Genomic DNA, 21,773 nt, shown 5'->3' with positions numbered 1-21,773 from the left:
AAATTGCTGCATAGGATAGTTTTCTGTAGAAAACCCGAAGGAGGAAATACGACTTGTCGGCCATTGAAGTTGGGTTAAAAGTTATTTTGTTGTTTTTCGTTCTTGTTACGATTCATGAATGGGGACATTTTTATTTTGCAAAACGTGCAGGTATTTTAGTTCGTGAATTTGCAATTGGTTTTGGTCCCAAAATTTTTTCATATAAAAAAGGGGAAACACGGTATACGTTACGGATTCTGCCTATTGGTGGATTTGTACGAATGGCTGGAGAAGATCCGGAAATCGTCCAAGTGAATCCCGGACAGACAGTTGCCATTAAATTAAATAAACAAAATCAAGTTACATTTTTATATTTAGACCAATTAGACCGTCGTTCCAATGTTATTATTGGCGTTGTGGAACAAATTGATTTAGAGCGAGCTCTGCGCATATCGTTAGATGTCGACGGAGAGAAGGTTACGTATCCAATTGACCCGCAAGCTATGATGGTAACAAAGGGTACAGAAACGCAAATCGCTCCATACGATCGCCAGTTTGGTTCCAAATCAGTAGGGAAACGTGCGATTGCGATCGTCATGGGACCCGTAATGAACTTCATTCTAGCTATTGTTTTGTTCTTCATCGTAGTGATTATGTCAGGTGTGTTCACGAATGTGAAGCTGGATTCTGTTCTTTCTGGTAAAGCTGGAGAGAAGGCTGGTTTGCAAAAAGGTGACATTATCATGTCGATCGATAAGCAGCCCATTGGCGATGATCGCGAGAAAATGGTATCCGCCATTCAATCTTCGGCTGGAAAGCCGATGACATGGGTCATTGATCGTGCTGGTAATCCGATTACACTTCAAGTCACACCTGAAATGGAAGATGGTTCAGGGAAACTTGGCGTTGTTATTAGCGGAGATCGTAGAAGCGCTACCTTTAGTGAAGTCTTTACAGGAACCTATGACCAAGTTGTCGGCACAACAATAGGCATCGTAACTGGCTTGCAGAAACTAGTTATGCTGCAGTTCAAACTTGATGATCTTGGCGGGCCCGTTCGGACTGCCCAAGTATCTGCTCAATTCGCCAAAATGGGACTTAGCTCCTTGATTGCGTGGGCTGCTACATTAAGCTTGTATCTCGGGATATTCAATTTACTGCCGATACCTGCCTTAGATGGAAGCCGATTGCTCTTTATGGGATTGGAAGCACTCCGCGGCAAACCGATTGATCCGAATCGAGAAAGTATGGTTCATTTTGTTGGTTTTGCACTGCTCATGCTTCTCATGGTGGCCGTTACGTACAATGATATTTTACGATTGATTAAGGGTTAGTCCTACTATTCGGGAGGGTTTATGTCAAACGATAAGCAATTTGTTAAAGAGATTACACCGCAAGGGGAAGATTTCTCCCGTTGGTATATAGATGTCATCAAGAAAGCTGATTTAATGAGTTACTCTCCAGTTCGTGGTTGTATCGTATTCAAACCAGACGGCTACGAGATTTGGGAAAACATTCAACGTGAGTTGGATAGTAAATTTAAAGAAACGGGACATCGGAATGCCTATTTCCCATTGTTTATTCCAGAGAGCTTTTTCCAAAAAGAAAAAGAGCATGTGGAAGGCTTTAATCCCGAACTGCCATGGGTGACGGAAGCAGGTGGAGAGAAGCTTGAAGAACGGTTAGCCATTCGTCCAACTTCCGAAACGATGATTGGTCATATGTATTCCGAATGGATTAATTCCTATCGTGATCTTCCACTTCTTATCAATCAATGGGCGAACGTGGTTCGTTGGGAGAAACGGACATTACCTTTCCTTCGCACGACTGAGTTTCTATGGCAAGAAGGACATACCGCACACGAAGATGAGCAGGATGCCCGGCGTGAAACGATGCAAATGCTCGAAGTATATCGTCAATTTGCGGAAGAGTTCCTTGCTATTCCAGTTATCGTAGGTAAAAAGACACCATCTGAGCGGTTTGCTGGTGCGATTGATACATTCTCTATTGAAGCGATGATGAAAGATGGTAAGGCGGTTCAAGCAGGTACCTCTCATTACCTTGGCACTAAGTTTGCAGTAGCTTTCGATATCAAATTCTTAGATCGTGAGAATCAGCACCAATTTGCTCATACGACGTCATGGGGCGTAAGTACAAGACTAATTGGAGCACTAATCATGGTTCATGGAGACGATCGTGGTCTAGTTCTTCCGCCGAAGGTTGCTCCTACGCAAGTAATCATGATCCCGATTGGACCGCCAAAAACACGTGACCAAGTTATTGGACGAGTGGACGAGTTATTCGCAGAATTGAAGAAGGCTGGCGTTCGCGTCAAAGTCGATGATCGTGCGGACCAAAGCCCTGGTTGGAAATTCAACGAGTACGAGATGCGCGGCGTACCAATTCGTGTAGAGCTCGGACCACGTGATATGGAAAATGGCGTAGTTGTTCTTGTTTCTCGTGTAAGTGGCGAGAAGAAAATTGTCCAACAAGCTGACTTCGTACAAGAAGTGCAAAATATGCTTGCTGAGATTCATCAGCAGATGTATGATAAAGCGAAGCAATTCCGTGACGAGCATTACATTGCGGTAGATTCGATCGATGAATTTAAGACGTTCTTGGAAACGAAACGTGGATTTGCCTTGGCTGGCTGGTGCGGATCTGACGCTTGCGAAGCGCAAGTGAAAGAAGAAACAGGAGCTACAAGTCGTAATATCCCGTTCACACCATCTGAAACCAAATCGACTTGTGTGGTATGTGGCGAAGCTGCACAGCATACGGTTGTCTTTGGTAGAAGCTATTAATTAGAAATCAAGGGCATATGGAGGTCTAACTCCATTGCCCTTGGTATGTTTATGGGGAGGCTGTTCATGAGTAATTTGGCTGATAAACGGAATCGCTTTGAGCTTTTGATGCAGCAAGCCGAGATTCCAGCCGATGTTGTACGGTCATATTTTGCAGAAGGTTATATTGATCAAGTAGAAATTAGTCGTAAAAATCGCGATTGGACCTTCTATTTGGTGAAAAATGAGCTTGTGCCTCAGAACATTTACCGTTCATTTTGTAAAATGATTCAGGAAAAATTCGCGCAAATCGCGAAAATTCGGTTTATTTGGAAGTTCGAACAGGTGGAACCTGAGGCGCTAGTTGAGGAATACTGGGGCCTCTTCATGGAGTGGCTGCAACGGGAAGTTCCTTCTGTTAACGGCTGGATGACTAAGGCCAGGTTTGAAGTACAAGGACAATCACTTTCGCTCGTCATGCTGGATGCCATTGGCCTTGAGCTAGCGAAGAAAAAAAATATCGATATGTTTATTCGGAACTTTTTCCATAACTTTTTCCAAACCGAGTTATCTGTGAAGTACGCGATGAGTGATTCAACGGAAATCGTTGCAGAGTATGAGAAATTTGCGAAGCAGCGGGAGCAAGGCGAGAAAACATTTACGCAGGAAATCATGATGTCCATCGACATGGAAGAAGAAGAATCATCCTTGCCGGATGGGGATTTGAAGTTAGTCATGGGTATTGATATCAAAGACGTGCCTACGCCACTGAAAGATATCCAAGAAGAAGAGAAGAAAATTGCCGTTCAGGGAACTGTTTTCGGCTTGGATGTCAAAGAATTAAGAAATGGCAACACGCTATTTACTTTTAACATTACCGATTTCAGTGATTCATTAGCAATGAAAGTATTCGCCAAGACCAAAGACGATGTGAAAATCATGAGTCTGTTGGCCAACGGTACTTGGATTCGAGCTAGAGGTAAAGTCGAGTATGACCGTTTCATGCAAATTCCGGAACTCGTGATGATTCCGAATGATCTATACGAAGTGATGGCACCTAGGGATCGCGTGGACGATGCAGCGGAGAAGCGTGTGGAGTTTCATTTGCACACGAACATGAGCACCATGGATGCCTTAACTTCCGTCGACCAATATGTGAAAATGGCGGCCAAGTGGGGACATAAGGCGATTGCGATTACAGATCACAGCAACATCCAATGTTTCCCAGATGCAGGTAAGGCGGCCAAAAAACATGGGATTAAAGTGATCTATGGCGTTGAAGCGAATGTTGTCAATGATTCCGTGCCAATCGTTATGAATGGACGCGATCTAGATCTGAAGCAAGCGACGTATGTCATTTTTGACGTGGAAACGACGGGGCTATCTGTTACTAACAACCGTATCATCGAGCTTGCCGGTGTCAAAATGCAAGACGGAAAAGAAATCGATCGTTTCGCAACATTTATTAATCCACATGAGAAAATCCCTTACAACATCCAACAATTGACGAATATCAATGATGAGATGGTGAAGGATGCGCCAGATATTGAGGACGAGCTGCCTAAGTTTGTCGAGTTTATTGGCGACAGCGTGCTTGTCGCTCATAATGCGCGATTCGATATGGGCTTTCTTCAAACGAATTTGAAGCGGATGAACCTGCCAGAGGTTACGAATGCTGTGTTAGATACGTTAGAGCTGGCTAGATTTCTATTCCCTTCGATGAAGAATCATCGTCTCAATACCCTTTCCGATAAATTCAAGGTGGGACTCGATAATCATCACCGTGCAATAGATGACTCCATTGCCTTAGGTTATGTCCTCTATCATTTAATTAATGAGGCTAACGATCGACAAATTACGAGCCTTGCGAAGCTCAATGATTATGTAGGTAAAGACTTGTCCAATCAACGTCCTTTTCATTGTTGTATTTATGCCTTAAATCCGGTTGGTAAGAAAAATTTATTTAAACTGATCTCCTTGTCACATACCACGTATCTTCAACGATCTGCGACTATCCCCAAAAGTGTGTTGGTTGAACATAGAGAAGGCTTATTAGTCACTTCTGGTTGTGAAAAAGGAGAGTTCTTTGAGGCTGTTCTTAATAAATCGATTGAAGAAGCGGAGCAAGTGTCAGAGTTCTACGATATTCTTGAAATCCAACCGGTTAGCTATAATATGCATCTCGTAGAGAAGGGGCTAGTGGGCTCTGTCCAAGATCTTGAGGATGCGGTACGTCGTGTTTGTGAAATAGGTTATAAAACTGGCAAGCCAGTCATCGCGACAGGTAATGTTCATTACCTGAATCCACGCGAGAAAGTATGCCGTGATATCACGATCAACGGAATTACTGGTTTTAGCCCGCTGAAAGCGATGAAGAAACCGGATGCGCATTTCCGTACGACCAAAGAGATGTTGGAAGAGTTTAAGTTTTTGGGTGCAGAAAAAGCTGTTGAAGTTGTTATTCGGAGCACAAATGAGCTTGCTGATCGCTTTGAATCCATTGAACTGTTTCCTGATAAGCTATTTACGCCTATTATTGAGGGGGCAGACGAAGAGATTCGAACAACCTGCTATGAAACGGCCAAAGGTATGTATGGCGAAGAGCTTCCTGAAGTTATCATAGCGCGACTTGAAAAAGAGCTAGTTCCGATCATCAAATTCGGATTTTCTGCCAACTACTTGATTTCAGAACGTCTTGTGAAAAAATCCAATGCTGACGGCTACCTCGTTGGTTCTCGGGGATCTGTTGGGTCTTCCGTTGTTGCCATGATGCTAGGCATCTCCGAGGTTAATCCTTTGCCGCCGCATTACATTTGTCTTACTTGCAGGCATAGTGAATGGTTCCTTGATGGTAGTGTGCCAAGTGGTTTCGATTTGCCCAATAAAGTATGTCCTTCCTGTGGCGGAAATTTAAAAGGTGATGGTCATGACATTCCATTTGAAACGTTCCTAGGGTTTAAAGGGGACAAGGTTCCCGATATCGATTTGAACTTTTCTGGCGTCTATCAGCCTGTGGCTCATAATTTCACTAAGGAGATCTTCGGACCGAAGAATGTATTCCGTGCAGGGACCATCGGTACAGTTGCTGAGAAGACCGCGTTCGGATTCGTCAAGAAGTACGAGGAGGAACAAGGCCAGAAGTGGCGCGGAGCGGAGATTGCTCGACTAGCGTCAGGTTGTACGGGGGTAAAGAGAAGTACAGGGCAGCATCCAGGCGGTATTGTCGTTGTGCCAGATTACATTGAGGTCGATGATATTACACCGGTTCAATTTCCTGCCGATGATAAAAATTCGGAATGGATGACAACTCATTTTGACTATCATGCCTTCGATGCGAACTTGCTTAAACTAGATATTCTGGGGCACGACGATCCGACGATGATGAGAATGCTCCAAGATTTGACCGGTATTGATCCAACGACCATCCCTATGAACGATGTGAAAGCCATGAGTATTTTCAATTCAACAGATGCGCTAGGTGTAAGACCGGATCAGATTCGTTCTCCTGTTGCTACGTACGGTGTGCCGGAGATGGGGACTAAATTCGTTCGTCAGATGCTTCAAGAAACGCAACCTTCGTCTTTTGCCGATTTATTGCAAATTTCAGGGTTGTCACATGGAACGGGTGTTTGGCTCGGGAATGCCCAGGAACTTATCAAAAAAGGGATTTGTAACATTAAGACCGTTATTGGCTGTCGGGATGATATCATGCTCTATTTGATTTACAAAGCGGGAATGGATGCAGGTCTGGCTTTTAAAATTACGGAGAGTGTTCGTAAAGGGAAGGGCCTAACCGACGAATGGAAAGACGAGATGAAACGCTGTAATGTGCCCCCATGGTATATCGAATCTTGTGAACGTATTGAATATATGTTTCCAAAAGCACATGCTGCAGCTTACGTTATCTCTGCCGTTCGTACCGCTTACTTCAAGGTGTATCACCCGATCGCTTACTATGCGACCTACTTTAGTGTACGTGCAGCGGACTTTGATCTTGAACTGCTTTGTCAAGGATATGATGCGATTCTCAAACAATTAGTTGAGATTGAAGCGAAAGGTTTCCAGGCGCTGCCTAAAGAGAAAGCCATGGTGTCTATTCTTGAAATGTCGTTAGAAATGACCTCACGCGGATTTAGCTTTAAGCCCATCGATATTTATCGTTCTGATGCGACAAAATTCATCATTGATGGTAATTCGTTGATTCCACCTTTTGCTGCTATGTCAGGGATTGGCGAGAATGCTGCTAAAAATATTGCTGCTGCTAAAGAAGATGGGGATTTCCTCTCGGTTGAAGATTTCCAGAATCGTTCTAAGGCCTCCAAAACCGTGATTGAACTGTTAAATTCCATGGGCTGCTTCCGTGGATTGCCGGAATCTAACCAACTTTCCTTGTTCTAGATCATAGCTGTCAAGTGAAAATGATTAACAAGTTTGCTATTGTAATGCAAAGATTGGTTATGGTATAATTTTTATTGGCAATAATGAGGATATCATCTTGTGATTAAAGAGTGGGGAAACCCACTCTTTACATTTTGATATAGGACTTTTCCGGTTAAGACAAGGGGAAGTCAATTTAGGAGGTACAGGTATCTGTGGCTACACAAGTGCAAATCAAATCCATCATTGAGGACATGCTGAAGGATTTTTTCGAACAAAATGGGTTTGAACTCGTTGATGTTGAATATGTCAAAGAAGGCAGCAATTGGTTCCTTCGCGTCTATGCGGACAAAGAAGGCGGAATTGATATAGATGATTGCGGCCGCATCAGTGAATACTTGAGTGTTCTATTGGATGAGAAAGATCCGATTACTGATGCTTATTTCTTGGAAGTTTCTTCACCTGGGGCAGAACGCCCGCTTAAGAAAACACAAGATTTCTATAAAGCCGTTAACAGTCACGTATTTGTTACCACGTATGAACCGATCGACGGTTCTAAGGAATTTGAGGGATTGTTGCAATCTTATGATGAGGAAGTTCTCGTGATTGAGATTGGTAAAAAGAAAGTCAGCATACCGGTTGCTAAATTAGCTAGTGCACGTCTTGCTATCGTATTTTAGTCAACGTTACTTATTGAAAGGGGGGACTCAGTTCAAATGAACACGGATTTTATCGAAGCGCTGTCGGAAATTGAACGAGAGAAGGGTATCTCCAAGGAGCTACTCATTGATGCTATTGAAGCGGCGATGATTTCAAGTTATAAACGTAATTTCAACACGGCACAGAACGTACGTGTCGATATCAATCGACATACAGGTCTCATCAAAGTCTATGCACGTAAGACTGTAACTGAGGAAGTACTAGACCCAAGATTAGAAATTTCGGTGCACGCTTCACGTGAAATTAACCCGAATTATCAATTGGAAGATATCGTTGAGATTGAAGTGACGCCTCGTGATTTCGGACGTATTGCGGCTCAAACCGCTAAACAGGTTGTAACGCAACGTATCCGCGAAGCTGAGCGTGGCTTAATTTATAATGCTTTTATCGATAAAGAAGAAGATATTGTTACGGGAATACTTCAACGTCAAGACCAACGTAATATTTATGTTGACCTTGGTAAAGTAGAAGCTGTGCTTCCACTTACAGAGCTTATGCCTACGGATAAGTTCAAACAAGGCGATCGCATTAAAGCGTATATTACGAAAGTTGAGAACACAACCAAAGGACCTCAAATTATTCTTTCAAGAACTCATCCGGGATTGCTAAAGCGTTTATTTGAGCTTGAAGTTCCAGAAATTTTTGACGGCGTTGTTGAGATCCGCTCAGTTGCGCGTGAAGCTGGCTTCCGTTCCAAAATTGCAGTTCATTCTCGCAACCCTGAGGTTGATCCTGTTGGATCATGCGTAGGCCCCAAAGGTCTTCGTGTTCAAACGATCGTAACCGAGCTGCGCGGCGAGAAGATTGATATTGTTCGTTGGATGGAGAATGTGGAAGAGTACGTAGCGAATGCGCTAAGTCCTTCTAAAGTGCTTGAAGTCCAAATTCATGAAAATGAAAAGATGGCACGAGTCATTGTTCCTGATTATCAGTTGTCTCTGGCGATTGGTATCAAGGGGCAGAATGCTCGACTGGCTGCCAAATTAACAGGATGGAAAATCGACATCAAGAGTGAAACACAAGCAGAACAAGAATATGGAAGAGTGAAAACTTATTCGGAAGAGATGCATCAAGATTCGATCAGCATCGATTAAGTTTTTGTTAAAATATAAGAATATATAGGTTTCTAACTATATAATGCTTATATTTTCTGATAAACGCTTCTGTTCAAACAGAACGGAGTAGCCGTTTATTTTAGGAACAAGGGGTGATCGGAATGAAGCAGAGAAAAATCCCTCTGAGAAAATGCGTTGCCTGCCAGGAAATGATGCCGAAGAGGGACTTGATCCGCGTCGTCAAAACGCCTGAGGATGACATTCTCATTGATCTCAAGGGGAAGAAGTCCGGGCGCGGTGCCTACCTGTGCGGTAAAGTTTCTTGTTTTAAATTGGCAAAGAAAAGCAAAGCCCTGGATAGAGCTCTGAAGCATGCCGTCGGCGCAGATATTTATGACCAACTGGAACAAGATTTCATTCGTGTGGAAGATGAATTCCTTTCTTCGAAAGAGGAGGAATCGGAAGATGAATCCTAAATTTTATAATCAATTAGGGTTGGCGATGAGGGCTGGGAAACTCGTAACGGGTGATGAAGGTGTTTTCAAAGCAATTCGCGCGGGTGAAGCCAAGCTTGTTATTATGGCGGAAGACGCTTCAGCTAATACACGTAAGAAATTTCAAGATAAATGTCAGTTCTATGGGGTAAAGCTCATGGAAATTGGCTCTAAGTATGAGTTGGGCCGCAGCATTGGGAAAGAAATGCGTGTCACCATAGGTGTATTGGACGGAGGCTTCGCGCAGATGCTGCTGAAGAGTCAAGAAAATCCTGCGGAGGTGAAACATATTGACCAATAAACAAGATAATAAAGACAAGACCCGCGTGTACGAATACGCCAAGCAGCTCAATATGAGCAGCAAAGAGATCATAACCATCCTCAAACGACTTAACATACCTGTTAACAATCATATGAGCGTGATGGAGAATGACGCGGTCAGCAGTGTAGAAAAGTTTTTTAGAGATATTAAAGCAAATGCGGCTGCCAAACGAGCAGCTACGGACGGAGGAAATGTGAGTTCATCTACGACGAATCAGAATCCTGCATCGCAGGCTCCAGCACAAGAGAATAAAGGTGCAGTAACTCCTGCGGCTAAGCCGTCAGCAGTTACGGAACAATCGAGCCCTCAACCAACAACAACGACAACACCAACAAGTGCAGGGACTACACAACAATCGCAACAAGGTCAGTCTACACAAAACACATCAAGCCGTCCACCACAGTCACGTCCAAGTGGGCAAAGCAATTACCAAGGTGGGAATCGTCCTAGCTCACAAGGCGGACAGCGCACGGGGTATCAGGGTTCCAATCCGAACGGTGGACAACGTCCATCCGGTCAAGGCTCTAGCCAAGGCGGACAACGTACGGGTTATCAAGGTTCCAATCCTGGTGGACAACGTCCGGCTGGTCAAGGTTCTAGCCAAGGCGGGCAACGTACAGGTTACCAAGGTTCTAACCCAGGCGGACAACGTCCAGCTGGTGGAAGCTCAGGCGGATACAACAGCTCACGTCCTGCGAGCCAAGGCTATAGCCAAGGTCAAGGACAAGGCGGAGCACCGCGCACGAATAGCAACTATGCGGGTTCCCGTCCAAGTCAAGGTACAAGTGGTCCAGGTGCAAGCAGTGGGCAAGGCGCGAACAGCGGACGCCCGCAATCCAGTCCGAATCGTACTGCTGGTCCTAACCGTCAGAACAAACCTTTTGAGAACCGTAACAATAACCAAAGTGGAAGACCTGTTGTTCAAGAAGCTAAACCACAATTCCATGTGGGTGCTACAGCAGCTGAGTTGGATGACGCAGCAGCTAAAGCTGGCGTAATCACAACGAAGAAATCCAAGCCAACTCCGAAGCGTTTTGACGATAACAGATCTGGCGGCAACCGTGGTCCAGGTGGCAACAACAGAGGTAATCAGCGCGGGAATAATCGTGGACGTTACCAACAGGATATGGTTAAGAAAGAGAAAGTGGATAACACACCTAAGAAGATCATTGTTCGTGGTACGATGACTGTTGGTGAAACAGCGAAATTACTACACAAAGATGCATCTGAAGTCATTAAGAAGCTTCTTTTCCTTGGTACAATGGCAACAATCAACCAAGAGCTTGATTTGGAAACGATCCAATTGATCGCATCTGAGTTTGGTGTTGAAGTTGAAGTTAAAATTAAAGTCGAAGAAGACAACTTCGAAACCTTCGAAGAAATCGATGACGAGGCTGATTTGCTAGAACGTCCACCTGTTGTTACGATCATGGGTCACGTCGATCATGGTAAAACAACGTTACTTGATGCCATTCGTAAAACGAGTGTAACTGAAGGTGAAGCAGGCGGTATCACACAGCATATTGGTGCTTATCAAGTCGAAGTTAATCATAAGAAAATTACTTTCTTGGATACACCAGGTCACGAAGCGTTTACAACAATGCGTGCCCGCGGTGCTCAAGTTACGGATATTACGATTATCGTTGTTGCAGCTGATGATGGTGTAATGCCACAAACCGTAGAAGCGATTAGTCATGCTAAAGCGGCTGGTGTACCGATCATTGTTGCTGTGAACAAGATTGATAAAGAAGGCGCTAATCCTGATCAAATCAAGCAAGCTCTAACTGCTTATGAATTGGTTCCAGAAGAGTGGGGCGGCGATACGATTTTCTGCGAAATTTCCGCAAAACAACGTATTGGACTTGAAAACTTGCTTGAGATGATTCTCTTGGTAGCAGAAGTTCAAGAGTACAAAGCTAACCCTAACAAACGGGCTAGAGCAACTGTTATTGAAGCTGAGTTGGATAAAGGAAGAGGCCCAGTGGCTCGTATTCTAATTCAACATGGTACTTTGAAAGTTGGAGATAGCTTCGTTGCCGGTGTATGCTTCGGTCGTGTTCGTGCGATTGTGAATGACAAAGGTAAACGTTTGAAAGAAGCAGGTCCTTCAACACCAGTTGAAATTACGGGTCTGACAGAAGTGCCGCAAGCTGGGGATCCATTCTTAGCTTATGAAGATGAGCGTAAAGCAAGAGACATCGCTGATCGTCGCGCAATCGCACTTCGTCAATCAGAAATGACAGCTAATTCACGCGTTACGCTGGAAGACCTCTTTAAGCATATTAAAGATGGTGAAGTGAAAGATCTGAATGTCATTATTAAAGGTGACGTTCAAGGCTCTGTAGAAGCACTGAAGAGCTCCCTTGAGAAGATTGAAGTTGAGGGTGTTCGTGTTAAAATCCTTCATAACGGCGTAGGTGCTGTAACGGAATCCGATATTATTTTGGCATCTGCATCAAATGCAATTATCATTGGATTCAACGTTCGTCCTGAGCCTGCAGCGAAAGCGACAGCAGATCAAGAGAAAGTTGATATCCGTCTGCATAACATCATCTATAACGTCATTGAAGAAATCGAGCAAGCGATGAAAGGCATGTTGGATCCAATCTTCAAAGAAGTTGTTCTTGGTCAAGCAGAGGTTCGTAACGTATTCAAAATTACGGGCTCAGGTACGATCGCTGGTTGTTATGTAACTTCAGGTAAAATTGCCCGTAATGCACAAACGCGCTTGATCCGCAGCGGCATTGTTGTTCATGAAGGTAAAATTGATTCCTTGAAACGATTCAAGGATGATCAAAAAGAAGTTGCACAAGGCTACGAGTGTGGTATATCTCTTGAGCGTTATCATGATATTAAAGAGGGCGACATCATTGAAGCCTTTATCATGGAGTCCGTTGAGAGGTGATCATAAATGGCTAGAGTACGTGTAGGACGTGTTGGTGAACAAATTAAGAAAGAGCTTAGCCAAATCATTCAAGGAGAACTGAAAGACCCTCGCATCGGTTTCATGACCGTTACGGGTGTCGAAGTGACGAATGATTTATCCTTAGCTCGCGTGTATCTGAGTGTAATGGGTACGGAAGAGGAGAAGGCGGCGACGCTTAAAGCTCTTTCAGTTGGTTCAGGCTATATCCGCTCTGAATTAGGCAAACGAATTAGGTTGCGTAAGATCCCAGAGCTACAGTTCAAATTTGATGCTTCTATCGACTATGGTAGTCACATTGACCAGTTGTTGTATAAGCTCAATAAGGAAGGAAATACAAACGTATGAACATTGGAATGAACCATGCCACCGAATACTGTCAGCAGCTGGCAGCAGCAGCAACATTTATCGAGCAGCATGATGATTTCCTGGTCGTATCTCACATCCAACCGGATGGAGATGCTGCCAGTTCAACGTATGCAACGGGTTGGATACTAAGTCGACTTGGGAAGTCATTCACGATGATTAATGAGGGCGCTATGCCCTCTAAATTTTCCTTTTTAGAAGGAAGTAAACATATCATTGATTATAGTGAACAGGCGCCTGAGCGACTTTTCCAAACCATCATAAGTGTAGATTGTGCTGATTTCTCCAGAATGGGTAGGATCAGCACTCTTTTTGATGAGCAGGTACAATTACTCAATATCGACCACCATCCAACGAATGATCAATTCGGCACATGCCATTTAATTAAACATGACGCCGCGGCGACTGTTCAAATCCTGTATGATTTAGCGATACATATGAACTTGCAGCCGGATGTGACTTTCGGTGAATGCATTTACACAGGTTTGCTGACAGATACAGGCGGTTTTCGATATTCGAATACAACTTCTGTAGTTATGAAAATCGGGGCTACGATGCTTGAGCTAGGCGTTCAGGGTGCAGACATTGCAGAGCATGTGCTGGAACGAATGACATATGCACAAATTGTCCTTCTCCAAAAGGCGCTTTCTACACTTTCTTTTGCCTATGATCGTAAGTTAGCTTGGTTGGCTGTATCACTTGCAGATTTGGAACTAACAGGTGCGTCAAGTGATGATTTGGATGGACTCGTCAATTATCCTCGGAATGTAGAGGGCGTTGAGGTAGGCATGCTCATTAAGGAGAAGGCTGCGGGTGTTATTAAAGTGAGTCTTCGTTCCTCTGGGCTCGTTGATGTTGCGGCTATTGCTCAATCTCTTGGTGGTGGAGGGCATGTCCGCGCATCAGGCTGTACCATTCATGGAACACTTGATGAGGCTATAGCTAGAATGGTGCAGGAAGTAGGGGACAAGCTGCAATGATGCTAGAAGGTATTTTGCCTGTTTGGAAACCAGCGGGCTTTACATCTCATGATGTTGTGGCCAAAGTTAGACGTATATTAGGTATCAAAAGAATTGGTCATACGGGTACGCTTGATCCGCAAGTGACAGGTGTTTTGCCACTTTGCATTGGTCGAGCGACACGAATGGTTGAATACATTCAAGAATTGCCGAAAGAATATGAGGCTGTACTACGAATCGGGCTATCAACGGATACCGAAGATATGACCGGCAGTGTGTTAGAAGAAGTATCGCATGTTTCGCTTATCGAAGATCAAGTGCGTAAAGCACTTCAATCGTTTGTAGGCGACATCGAACAGATTCCTCCCATGTTCTCTGCTGTGAAGGTTGATGGGAAACGGCTGTATGAATTAGCTAGAGAAGGTAAGGAAGTTGAACGCAAAGCACGGAAAGCGACGATCTATGAGCTAGAAATTCTGGCACTTCGATTGGATCTGAAGCATCCTGAGATTCATTTCCGAGCTGTTTGCTCGAAAGGGACTTACATTCGAACATTATGCGTAGATATTGGCAAATCTTTAGGTTATCCTGCTGTGATGGAAAGCTTGATTCGTACTTCGACGGGTAATATCCGCAAGGAGCAATGTTTGACTTTTGAACAGATAGCTCAATTGAAGGAAGAAGGTTTATTGCAGCAGCAGTTGATTCCTATGGATACAGCTATTTCGCACATTCCTTCAGTTACACTTACAGATCAAGAGGCTGTACACGCATTGCAAGGTAAAAAGTTAACTCTAGCTGCGATTCGGGTGGCTCATGCAGATGCTTCACAAACCATATTTCGGGCCTATTCACCTGATGAACGATTTCTTGGTCTGTTTGAATGGAAAAGCACTAGCCACGTCTTGGTCCCGGCCAAAGTATTCCTTTAATCATAACGTCGCGGGACGGGTTGAAATGGGTAGGTGAACGAACTTATATGCATATATTGCCAATATCATATCCGATGGATCTGGACAAGTTAGTCCAATTTGTTGGGAAACAAGTGGTGGCCATTGGTGATTTTGATGGTGTACATTTGGGTCATCAAGAGGTCATTGGACGCGCCTTATCAACCGCTAAACGATTAGGTTTAGAGGCTGCGATCATGACTTTCTCCCCACATCCTAGAGCAGTAATGGGTCAGGATAAATATGTGGAACTTTTGACACCTACGAAGAAGAAGATGGCGTTTTTTGAGAGCATGGGTGTGAATCATACGTACATAGTAACGTTTGACGCCTCCTTGATGCGATTATCTCCAGAACAATTCGTAGATCAAGTGCTAGATCGTCTTGGTGTAGATAGTGTCATTTGTGGATTTGATTTTACCTTTGGTTTTCAAGGTAAAGGTACGCCGGATTCGCTCTGCGAGCTGAGTCACGGTAAATTCTCTGTCGAAGTGGTGAGACCTTTTCATATGAATGGTGAAAAAGTAAGCAGTACGCGTATTCGCGAAGCATTGCAAGATGGAGATTTGGAAACAGCAACTCGCCTTCTTGGACGTCCATACAGTATCAGCGGTATTGTCGTTGATGGTGCGAAGAGAGGCAGAACACTTGGTTTTCCAACAGCAAATCTTCAATTAGACGAGTCTTATGTTCCTCCAATGAATGGCGTTTATGCAGTAAAAGCGACTGTTCGTGGAGAAGTCTACCAAGGTGTAATGAATATCGGTATCAAACCAACGTTCGAAACGGGTGAATTAAAACCATCATTCGAAGCACATTTATTTGAATTTTCTGAGCAAATTTATGGGGAAACGGTGACAGTTGAGCTTATTGCTTTTCTGAGACCTGAGCGTAAATTCTCATCGTTGGATGATTTAGTTGCACAAATCAAGCTCGATGCAGAAGAGGCTAAGCATAAATTGTCTTTAGAGCCTTGATCAAGCATTTACTTCTGCTAGGCAGTTATGATATACTAATTAACGTTGTCATTTGGACGTGATCCTTTGACATGAACCTTAGCTTGGATGGACGTTATCATCGACGATTTCTAGGCTAGCGGGGATACTAAAAGAATTTAGGAGATGAGCAATTATGGCAATAACTCAAGAACGCAAAACGCAACTGATTCAAACTCACAAAGTACATGATACCGACACAGGTTCACCTGAGGTACAAGTAGCAATCCTTACAGAAAACATTGTTAACTTGACAGACCACCTTCGTACACACAAGAAAGATCACCATTCCCGTCGTGGTTTGCTTAAAATGGTTGGACAACGTCGTAAGTTGCTAGCATATGTTAAAAACAAAGATGTAAGCCGTTATAGTGCTTTGATTGCAAAGCTTGGTTTGCGTCGATAGAACCGACAATGAGAAGCAACCTGTTGCTCTTTGCTGGGCTTGATAAAGCTTTGGCGAAGAGCAGCACAAGGTTGCTTTTTCTTGTATTTTTAAAACGGGAAAAGAAGGAAATACTAGACATAACGCAGAAATAGAGGATAACTCCATAGCTAGTCTTTTTTACATACATACGGGGTAGATTCGAATTGGTCTCTGGATCTTTGATTTCTGTACAATGTTTATCAAACACATATTTGAAATTTAAACCATGCCTTAGGAGGATATTATGGAGACAAGGGTACAAATGGAACTTGGCGGTAAGCCGTTCATTCTTGAAACTGGCCGACTAGCCAAACAAGCCAATGCAGCTGTAACTGTACGCTACGGCGATACGGTTGTGCTTAGCACAGTAACGGCTTCCAGCGGACCGAAAGATTTGGATTTCTTTCCGTTAACAGTGAACTATGAAGAAAGATTATATGCGGTTGGTAAAATCCCTGGTGGATTTATCAAGCGTGAAGGACGTCCAAGTGAGAAAGCGATTCTTTCCAGTCGTTTAACCGACCGTCCGATTCGTCCTCTTTTCCCAGAAGGCTTTCGTAATGACGTTCAAATCGTTTCAATTGTCATGAGCGTTGATCAAGATTGCCCGCCAGAAATGGCAGCCATGATCGGTACGTCAGCTGCACTTGCGATTTCCGATGTTCCTTTTAATGGACCTGTTGGTGGCGTAATTGTGGGTCGTGTAGATGGTCAATTCGTAATCAATCCAACTGGCGAAGTTGCTGATAAAAGTGACATTCATCTGACTGTTGCAGGAACGAAAGATGCAATCATGATGGTTGAAGCAGGTGCGAAAGAAGTTTCAGAAGAAGCTGTTCTTGAGGCAATCATGTTTGGTCATGATGAAATCCGTAAAATCGTAGCCCTCATTGAAGAATTGGTTGCTCAAGTTGGCAAACCGAAAATGGAAGTTAAACTCCATGCGGTAGATGCTGAAGTGAATAGCGCGGTACGTGAGTATGCACAAGCTAGACTTGTTGATGCCATCAAGATTCCTGAGAAACATGCTAGACAAGAAGCGATTGATGCTGTGAATGCAGATGCTGTGGAACATTTCACTGCATTGTACGTAGAAACACCAGGTCTTCTTGGCGATGTGAAAGAAACACTGTATGATATCGTTAAAGAAGAAGTGCGCCGCTTGATCACGCATGACAAAGTGCGCCCAGATGGACGTAAACCAGAAGAAATTCGCCCGATTGACTGCGATATCAACTTGTTGCCGCGTACGCATGGTTCAGGCTTGTTCACACGTGGACAAACACAAGCACTTAGCATATGTACATTAGGTGCATTAGGTGATGTTCAAATTTTAGATGGTCTCGATTTAACTGAAACGAAACGTTTCATGCATCATTATAATTTCCCGCCATTTAGCGTTGGGGAAGCAAGACCTTTACGTCCTCCAGGTCGTCGTGAAATCGGACATGGTGCATTAGGGGAGAGAGCTCTTGAGCCGATCATCCCGAATGAAGTAGAGTTCCCGTATACAATTCGTCTCGTTTCTGAAGTATTGGAATCCAATGGTTCAACTTCCCAAGCTAGTATTTGTGCGAGCACGCTTGCTCTTATGGATGCAGGTGTACCGATTAAAGCACCAGTTGCGGGGATTGCAATGGGTCTTATCAAGGACGGTGATCATTTCTCCATCTTGTCTGATATTCAAGGTATGGAAGATCATTTAGGCGATATGGACTTTAAAGTTGCAGGTACTGCAGAAGGTATCACAGCTTTGCAAATGGATATCAAAATTGATGGGATCGACCGCAGCATTCTGCAACAATCGTTGCAACAAGCTAAAGAAGGTCGTTTGCACATTTTGGGCAAAATGGTATCACGTATTTCCACACCTAATAAATCCCTTTCACAATATGCGCCTAAAATCCTTACAATGAACATTAACCCGGACAAAATCCGTGATGTTATTGGAGCAGGCGGTAAGATCATTAACAAAATTATCGAAGAAACTGGCGTAAAAATTGACATCGAACAAGATGGACGAGTATTCATCGCATCTTCGAATCAAGAAATGAACGAAAAAGCTCGTTCCATTATTGAAGGAATCGTTCGTGAAGTCATCGTTGGCGAAACTTACTTAGGTACGGTAAAACGCGTTGAGAAGTTTGGCGCATTCGTTGAAATTTTACCAGGCAAAGAAGGTCTTGTTCATATTTCACAAATTTCTACAGAGCGCGTAGCAAAAGTAGAAGATGTTGTGAATGTAGGCGATCAAATCACGGTTAAAGTGACCGAAATCGATCAACAAGGAAGAGTTAATCTTTCACGCAAAGCAACGTTAACTTCACAAGTTCCGGCACAAAGCTAGTCTTTTGCCAACGTGAAGTCGTTTCATTCATAGTTTAGGATAAAGAGTCAGATCTATCTGTCTCTTTTTTGCTTTTTCATGAGATTTGGACAGGCATGGTTATAATCTTGTCCTAGTGGGCATACAATCAGGAGATGAAGAAAGGGGACCTGTGTATGCTCCACAAAAAATGGCTGTTGCTTGGGAGTTTTTTTGCTATGGTTCTAATAAGTGTGAACGCGATACCTAGTGTAGGAACCTACATTCATAGCGTGAAAAATCAAGATACTCGTTTGGCAGAGGAGCGCGGATGGACGAGTAATGAAATTCGTTCTGTGTTTGCTACTACCTCGGAATCGGCATTATTGGAAACCATCACGAAAGAGGCAGAGAAACGAAGAGTTGCTCCTATTAATGCCAAAGTTGATCCTGTCTGGAAAGCCATTCCTGGCTATAATGGATTAGAAGTGGATATTGAGGAGACGCTGAAGTTAGCGGAGCATCACTTAACGCCTAACAAAATTAATTACGTCATGAAAGAAATAGAGCCAAGCATACAACTTGATGATCTTGGTCCCAACCCCATTTATAAAGGAAATCCGAAGAAACCTATGGTTTCTTTCATGATAAACGTTGCGTGGGGGAATGAGTTTCTCCCGAGTATATTAGATACGCTTCGTAAAGAAAATGTGCATGCTACTTTTTTCTTCGACGGTTCGTGGCTGAAGAAAAATACAGAAATGGCGAAGAGAATCCAAAGTGAGGGTCACGAAATTTCCAACCATGCGTATTCACATAAAGATATGAGAACCGTTTCTCGCAGCAAAGCTGTTGAGGAAATATCCAAAACGGAAGATTTGTTAAAACAGTTAGGCGTGAAAAACACATTATTTGCACCGCCATCGGGTTATTTTAGCCAAGAAACGGTTCAGGTCGCTTCCGAGTTTAAACTGCAAACCGTACTATGGACATTTGATACGATTGATTGGAAAAATCCAGGTGCGAGCCGCATTCTGGAGCGGTTATCAACGAATGTAGAGCCAGGCACCTTAATCCTGATGCATCCTACGGCTTCATCGCGTGATGCGCTTCCAGGAATGATCAGTATGATCAAGAAAAAAGGGCTTACTTTAGGAACCGTTTCGGATACACTTTCTTCGAAACGAATCACGGGACAAGGGCAAATAACGAATTAATGTCTACTTATATGCCGCGAATTTGAGTCGCAGGCACATTTTTGTTAGACTGAGTAAGTATAATGGGAGAATAGGACTTATAGGTGTAACATTTCGAGGAGGAACCTTGGTGATCAAATATCGCTTACATAATGGCTTAAGAGTCGTCATGGAACAAATCCCTACATTCCGATCGGTCACTTTCGGGATTTGGGTGAAAACAGGCTCGCGTAATGAGTCACAAACGGATAACGGGATTTCACATTTCATTGAGCATATGTTGTTCAAAGGAACAGAACGTCATTCGGCAAAGGATATTGCAGAAATATTTGATGGCATTGGCGGAAATGTGAATGCATTCACCTCCAAAGAGTACACCTGCTACTATGCGAAAGTGTTGGATGAGCATTTGCCGTTAGCCATGGATGTGCTTTCGGATATGTTTTTCCATTCGACCTTCGATGAAGGTGAACTGGAGAAAGAGAAGAACGTGATCTATGAAGAGATTTCGATGTACGAAGATACACCTGATGATCTTGTTCATGATTTGTTGGCGAAGGCTTCATACGGGAAGCATTCATTAGGATATACAATTTTAGGTACGCAGGATAATTTGTCCAAAATGAAATCCGATGATCTGCGATCCTATATGAAGCAAAATTATAACACAGAAAACACAGTGCTCAGCATCGCTGGAAACATTGATGATCATGTCAAAGCACTTATCGAAAAGCATTTCGGTGAGTTTGCTCAGACCGGGTTAGAAACGAGCTATGATGCACCAGATTTCATGAGCGAATTGATTTTCCATGCGAAGAAAACGGAACAGAATCATATTTGCTTGTCGTTACCCGGCTTATCGCTTCAAGAAGAAAATTTGTATCCTATGGTATTGCTGAACAATGCCATTGGTGGAGGTATGAGTTCTAGACTATTCCAAGAGATTCGTGAGAAGCGCGGTTTAGCCTATTCGGTTTACTCGTATCACACTTCTCACATTGATAGCGGGATGTTTACGATTTATACAGGAACAGCACCGAAGCAAACAGAAGAAGTTCTCAAAGTGACCATGGAGTTGCTTCATGATATTGTGATTAATGGAATGACAGATAACGAACTGCAGAAGGGGAAAGAGCAGCTGAAAGGCAGTCTTATTCTCAGTTTGGAAAGCACAAGCAGTCGTATGAACCGCTATGGGAAAAATGAATTGATGACGGGTAAGCATTATAGTTTGGATGAAATGATTGAGCGCATTGAAAGCGTTCAGATGGAGCATGTTCGTCAGCTGACGAAAACACTCTTTGCCACACCGTTTGCATTATCAATGGTCGGAAATTCGGATGATGTGATTAACGGCTTCAGGAGGGATCAGCTTGTCTCCCTTTGATTACGAGGTCCAGATTAAACGAATGGAAGGTCAGAAGGATGTCCTCCTTCCTCAGAAGATGTCCGCTGCTGCAAGCGGGTATGATTTACATGCTGCAGTAGATGAACAAGTTATCCTTCAACCAGGCGAGCGTCGGCTGATCCCTACAGGGTTTGCACTTAGTATGCCGCCAGAGTTAGAAGCACAGATTCGCCCAAGAAGCGGGTTGGCTTATAAGCACGGTATCACAACGCTTAATTCCCCGGGAACTATCGATGCGGATTACCGCGGCGAGGTAAAAGTATTACTCATTAATCTTGGGCAGGAGCCCTTTGTTATTGAGCGGAACGAGCGTATTGCGCAGATGGTATTCCAACGTGTGCCGCAAATTCAATTGAATGTTGTCAATGAATTGACCGAAACTGTACGTGGAGCTGGCGGTTTCGGCCATACAGGACGTTAATTTAATAAGAAAGTAAAACCTCTTCTAAGCTCTAAGGAAGAGGTTTTTTCTTGTTTCTGGGGACGCAAAGACGGAAGTCACCCATCCTTAGGC

General features: G+C 43.6%; 17 protein-coding genes. All 17 read left to right on the top strand.

The window, feature by feature from the left end; all coding sequences use genetic code 11:
• Window positions 1-53: 53 nt before the first annotated feature.
• Window positions 54-1,313: an RIP metalloprotease RseP gene (rseP, locus tag A8709_RS18585; RefSeq protein ID WP_065853838.1), complete on the top strand. Its 1,260-nt coding sequence runs from the start codon at window positions 54-56 to the stop codon at window positions 1,311-1,313.
• Between the two features lie 21 nt (window positions 1,314-1,334).
• Entirely contained in the window at window positions 1,335-2,783 is a 1,449-nt protein-coding gene (proS, locus tag A8709_RS18580; RefSeq protein ID WP_065853837.1) for a proline--tRNA ligase, read from the top strand.
• 66 nt (window positions 2,784-2,849) lie between these two features.
• Entirely contained in the window at window positions 2,850-7,160 is a 4,311-nt protein-coding gene (locus tag A8709_RS18575; RefSeq protein ID WP_065853836.1) for a PolC-type DNA polymerase III, read from the top strand.
• 194 nt (window positions 7,161-7,354) lie between these two features.
• Window positions 7,355-7,819, top strand: a complete 465-nt coding sequence (gene rimP, locus A8709_RS18570) for a ribosome maturation factor RimP (protein WP_279615881.1) — start codon at window positions 7,355-7,357, stop codon at window positions 7,817-7,819.
• Between the two features lie 36 nt (window positions 7,820-7,855).
• Window positions 7,856-8,953 (top strand): transcription termination factor NusA, encoded by a 1,098-nt coding sequence (nusA, locus tag A8709_RS18565; RefSeq protein WP_065853835.1) that lies wholly within the window; start codon window positions 7,856-7,858, stop codon window positions 8,951-8,953.
• 122 nt (window positions 8,954-9,075) lie between these two features.
• Window positions 9,076-9,390: an RNase P modulator RnpM gene (gene rnpM, locus A8709_RS18560; RefSeq protein ID WP_065853834.1), complete on the top strand. Its 315-nt coding sequence runs from the start codon at window positions 9,076-9,078 to the stop codon at window positions 9,388-9,390.
• Complete coding sequence (locus A8709_RS18555) at window positions 9,380-9,709, top strand: L7Ae/L30e/S12e/Gadd45 family ribosomal protein (RefSeq protein WP_065853833.1); 330 nt, start codon at window positions 9,380-9,382, stop codon at window positions 9,707-9,709. The genes rnpM and A8709_RS18555 overlap by 11 nt, the downstream gene beginning before the upstream one ends.
• A 52-nt stretch (window positions 9,710-9,761) precedes the next feature.
• A complete protein-coding gene (gene infB, locus A8709_RS18550; protein ID WP_425262336.1) occupies window positions 9,762-12,635 on the top strand; it encodes a translation initiation factor IF-2 in 2,874 nt (957 codons plus the stop codon).
• A gap of 6 nt (window positions 12,636-12,641) precedes the next feature.
• Window positions 12,642-13,001 carry a 30S ribosome-binding factor RbfA gene (gene rbfA, locus A8709_RS18545; RefSeq protein ID WP_065853831.1) on the top strand — a complete coding sequence of 120 codons (360 nt, stop codon included), beginning with the start codon at window positions 12,642-12,644 and terminating at the stop codon, window positions 12,999-13,001.
• Window positions 12,998-13,999, top strand: a complete 1,002-nt coding sequence (locus A8709_RS18540; protein WP_244163245.1) for a DHH family phosphoesterase — start codon at window positions 12,998-13,000, stop codon at window positions 13,997-13,999. Before rbfA ends, A8709_RS18540 begins: the two co-directional genes overlap by 4 nt.
• Window positions 13,996-14,910, top strand: coding sequence for a tRNA pseudouridine(55) synthase TruB (truB, locus tag A8709_RS18535; protein ID WP_065853830.1), 915 nt, complete (start codon window positions 13,996-13,998; stop codon window positions 14,908-14,910). The genes A8709_RS18540 and truB overlap by 4 nt, the downstream gene beginning before the upstream one ends.
• 47 nt (window positions 14,911-14,957) lie before the next feature.
• Entirely contained in the window at window positions 14,958-15,905 is a 948-nt protein-coding gene (locus A8709_RS18530) for a bifunctional riboflavin kinase/FAD synthetase (RefSeq protein ID WP_065853829.1), read from the top strand.
• Window positions 15,906-16,059: 154 nt separating this feature from the next.
• A complete protein-coding gene (rpsO, locus tag A8709_RS18525) occupies window positions 16,060-16,329 on the top strand; it encodes a 30S ribosomal protein S15 (protein WP_028558319.1) in 270 nt (89 codons plus the stop codon).
• 265 nt (window positions 16,330-16,594) lie between these two features.
• Window positions 16,595-18,697, top strand: coding sequence for a polyribonucleotide nucleotidyltransferase (locus A8709_RS18520; RefSeq protein ID WP_065853828.1), 2,103 nt, complete (start codon window positions 16,595-16,597; stop codon window positions 18,695-18,697).
• A gap of 197 nt (window positions 18,698-18,894) precedes the next feature.
• On the top strand, window positions 18,895-19,872 hold the full coding sequence (locus A8709_RS18515; protein ID WP_244163244.1) for a polysaccharide deacetylase family protein: 978 nt from the start codon (window positions 18,895-18,897) through the stop codon (window positions 19,870-19,872).
• Between the two features lie 109 nt (window positions 19,873-19,981).
• The gene (locus A8709_RS18510) at window positions 19,982-21,238 is read left to right on the top strand and encodes a M16 family metallopeptidase (protein WP_065853826.1); all 1,257 of its coding nucleotides are present in this window, start codon (window positions 19,982-19,984) and stop codon (window positions 21,236-21,238) included.
• Window positions 21,225-21,680, top strand: coding sequence for a dUTP diphosphatase (dut, locus tag A8709_RS18505; RefSeq protein WP_279615880.1), 456 nt, complete (start codon window positions 21,225-21,227; stop codon window positions 21,678-21,680). The genes A8709_RS18510 and dut overlap by 14 nt, the downstream gene beginning before the upstream one ends.
• Window positions 21,681-21,773: the final 93 nt, after the last annotated feature.

Source organism: Paenibacillus pectinilyticus, assembly GCF_001700435.1.
GTDB lineage: Bacteria > Bacillota > Bacilli > Paenibacillales > NBRC-103111 > Paenibacillus_E > Paenibacillus_E pectinilyticus.
The sequence above is the reverse complement of the archived record's forward strand: the minus strand, read 5'-3'. Positions and strand labels throughout refer to the sequence as shown.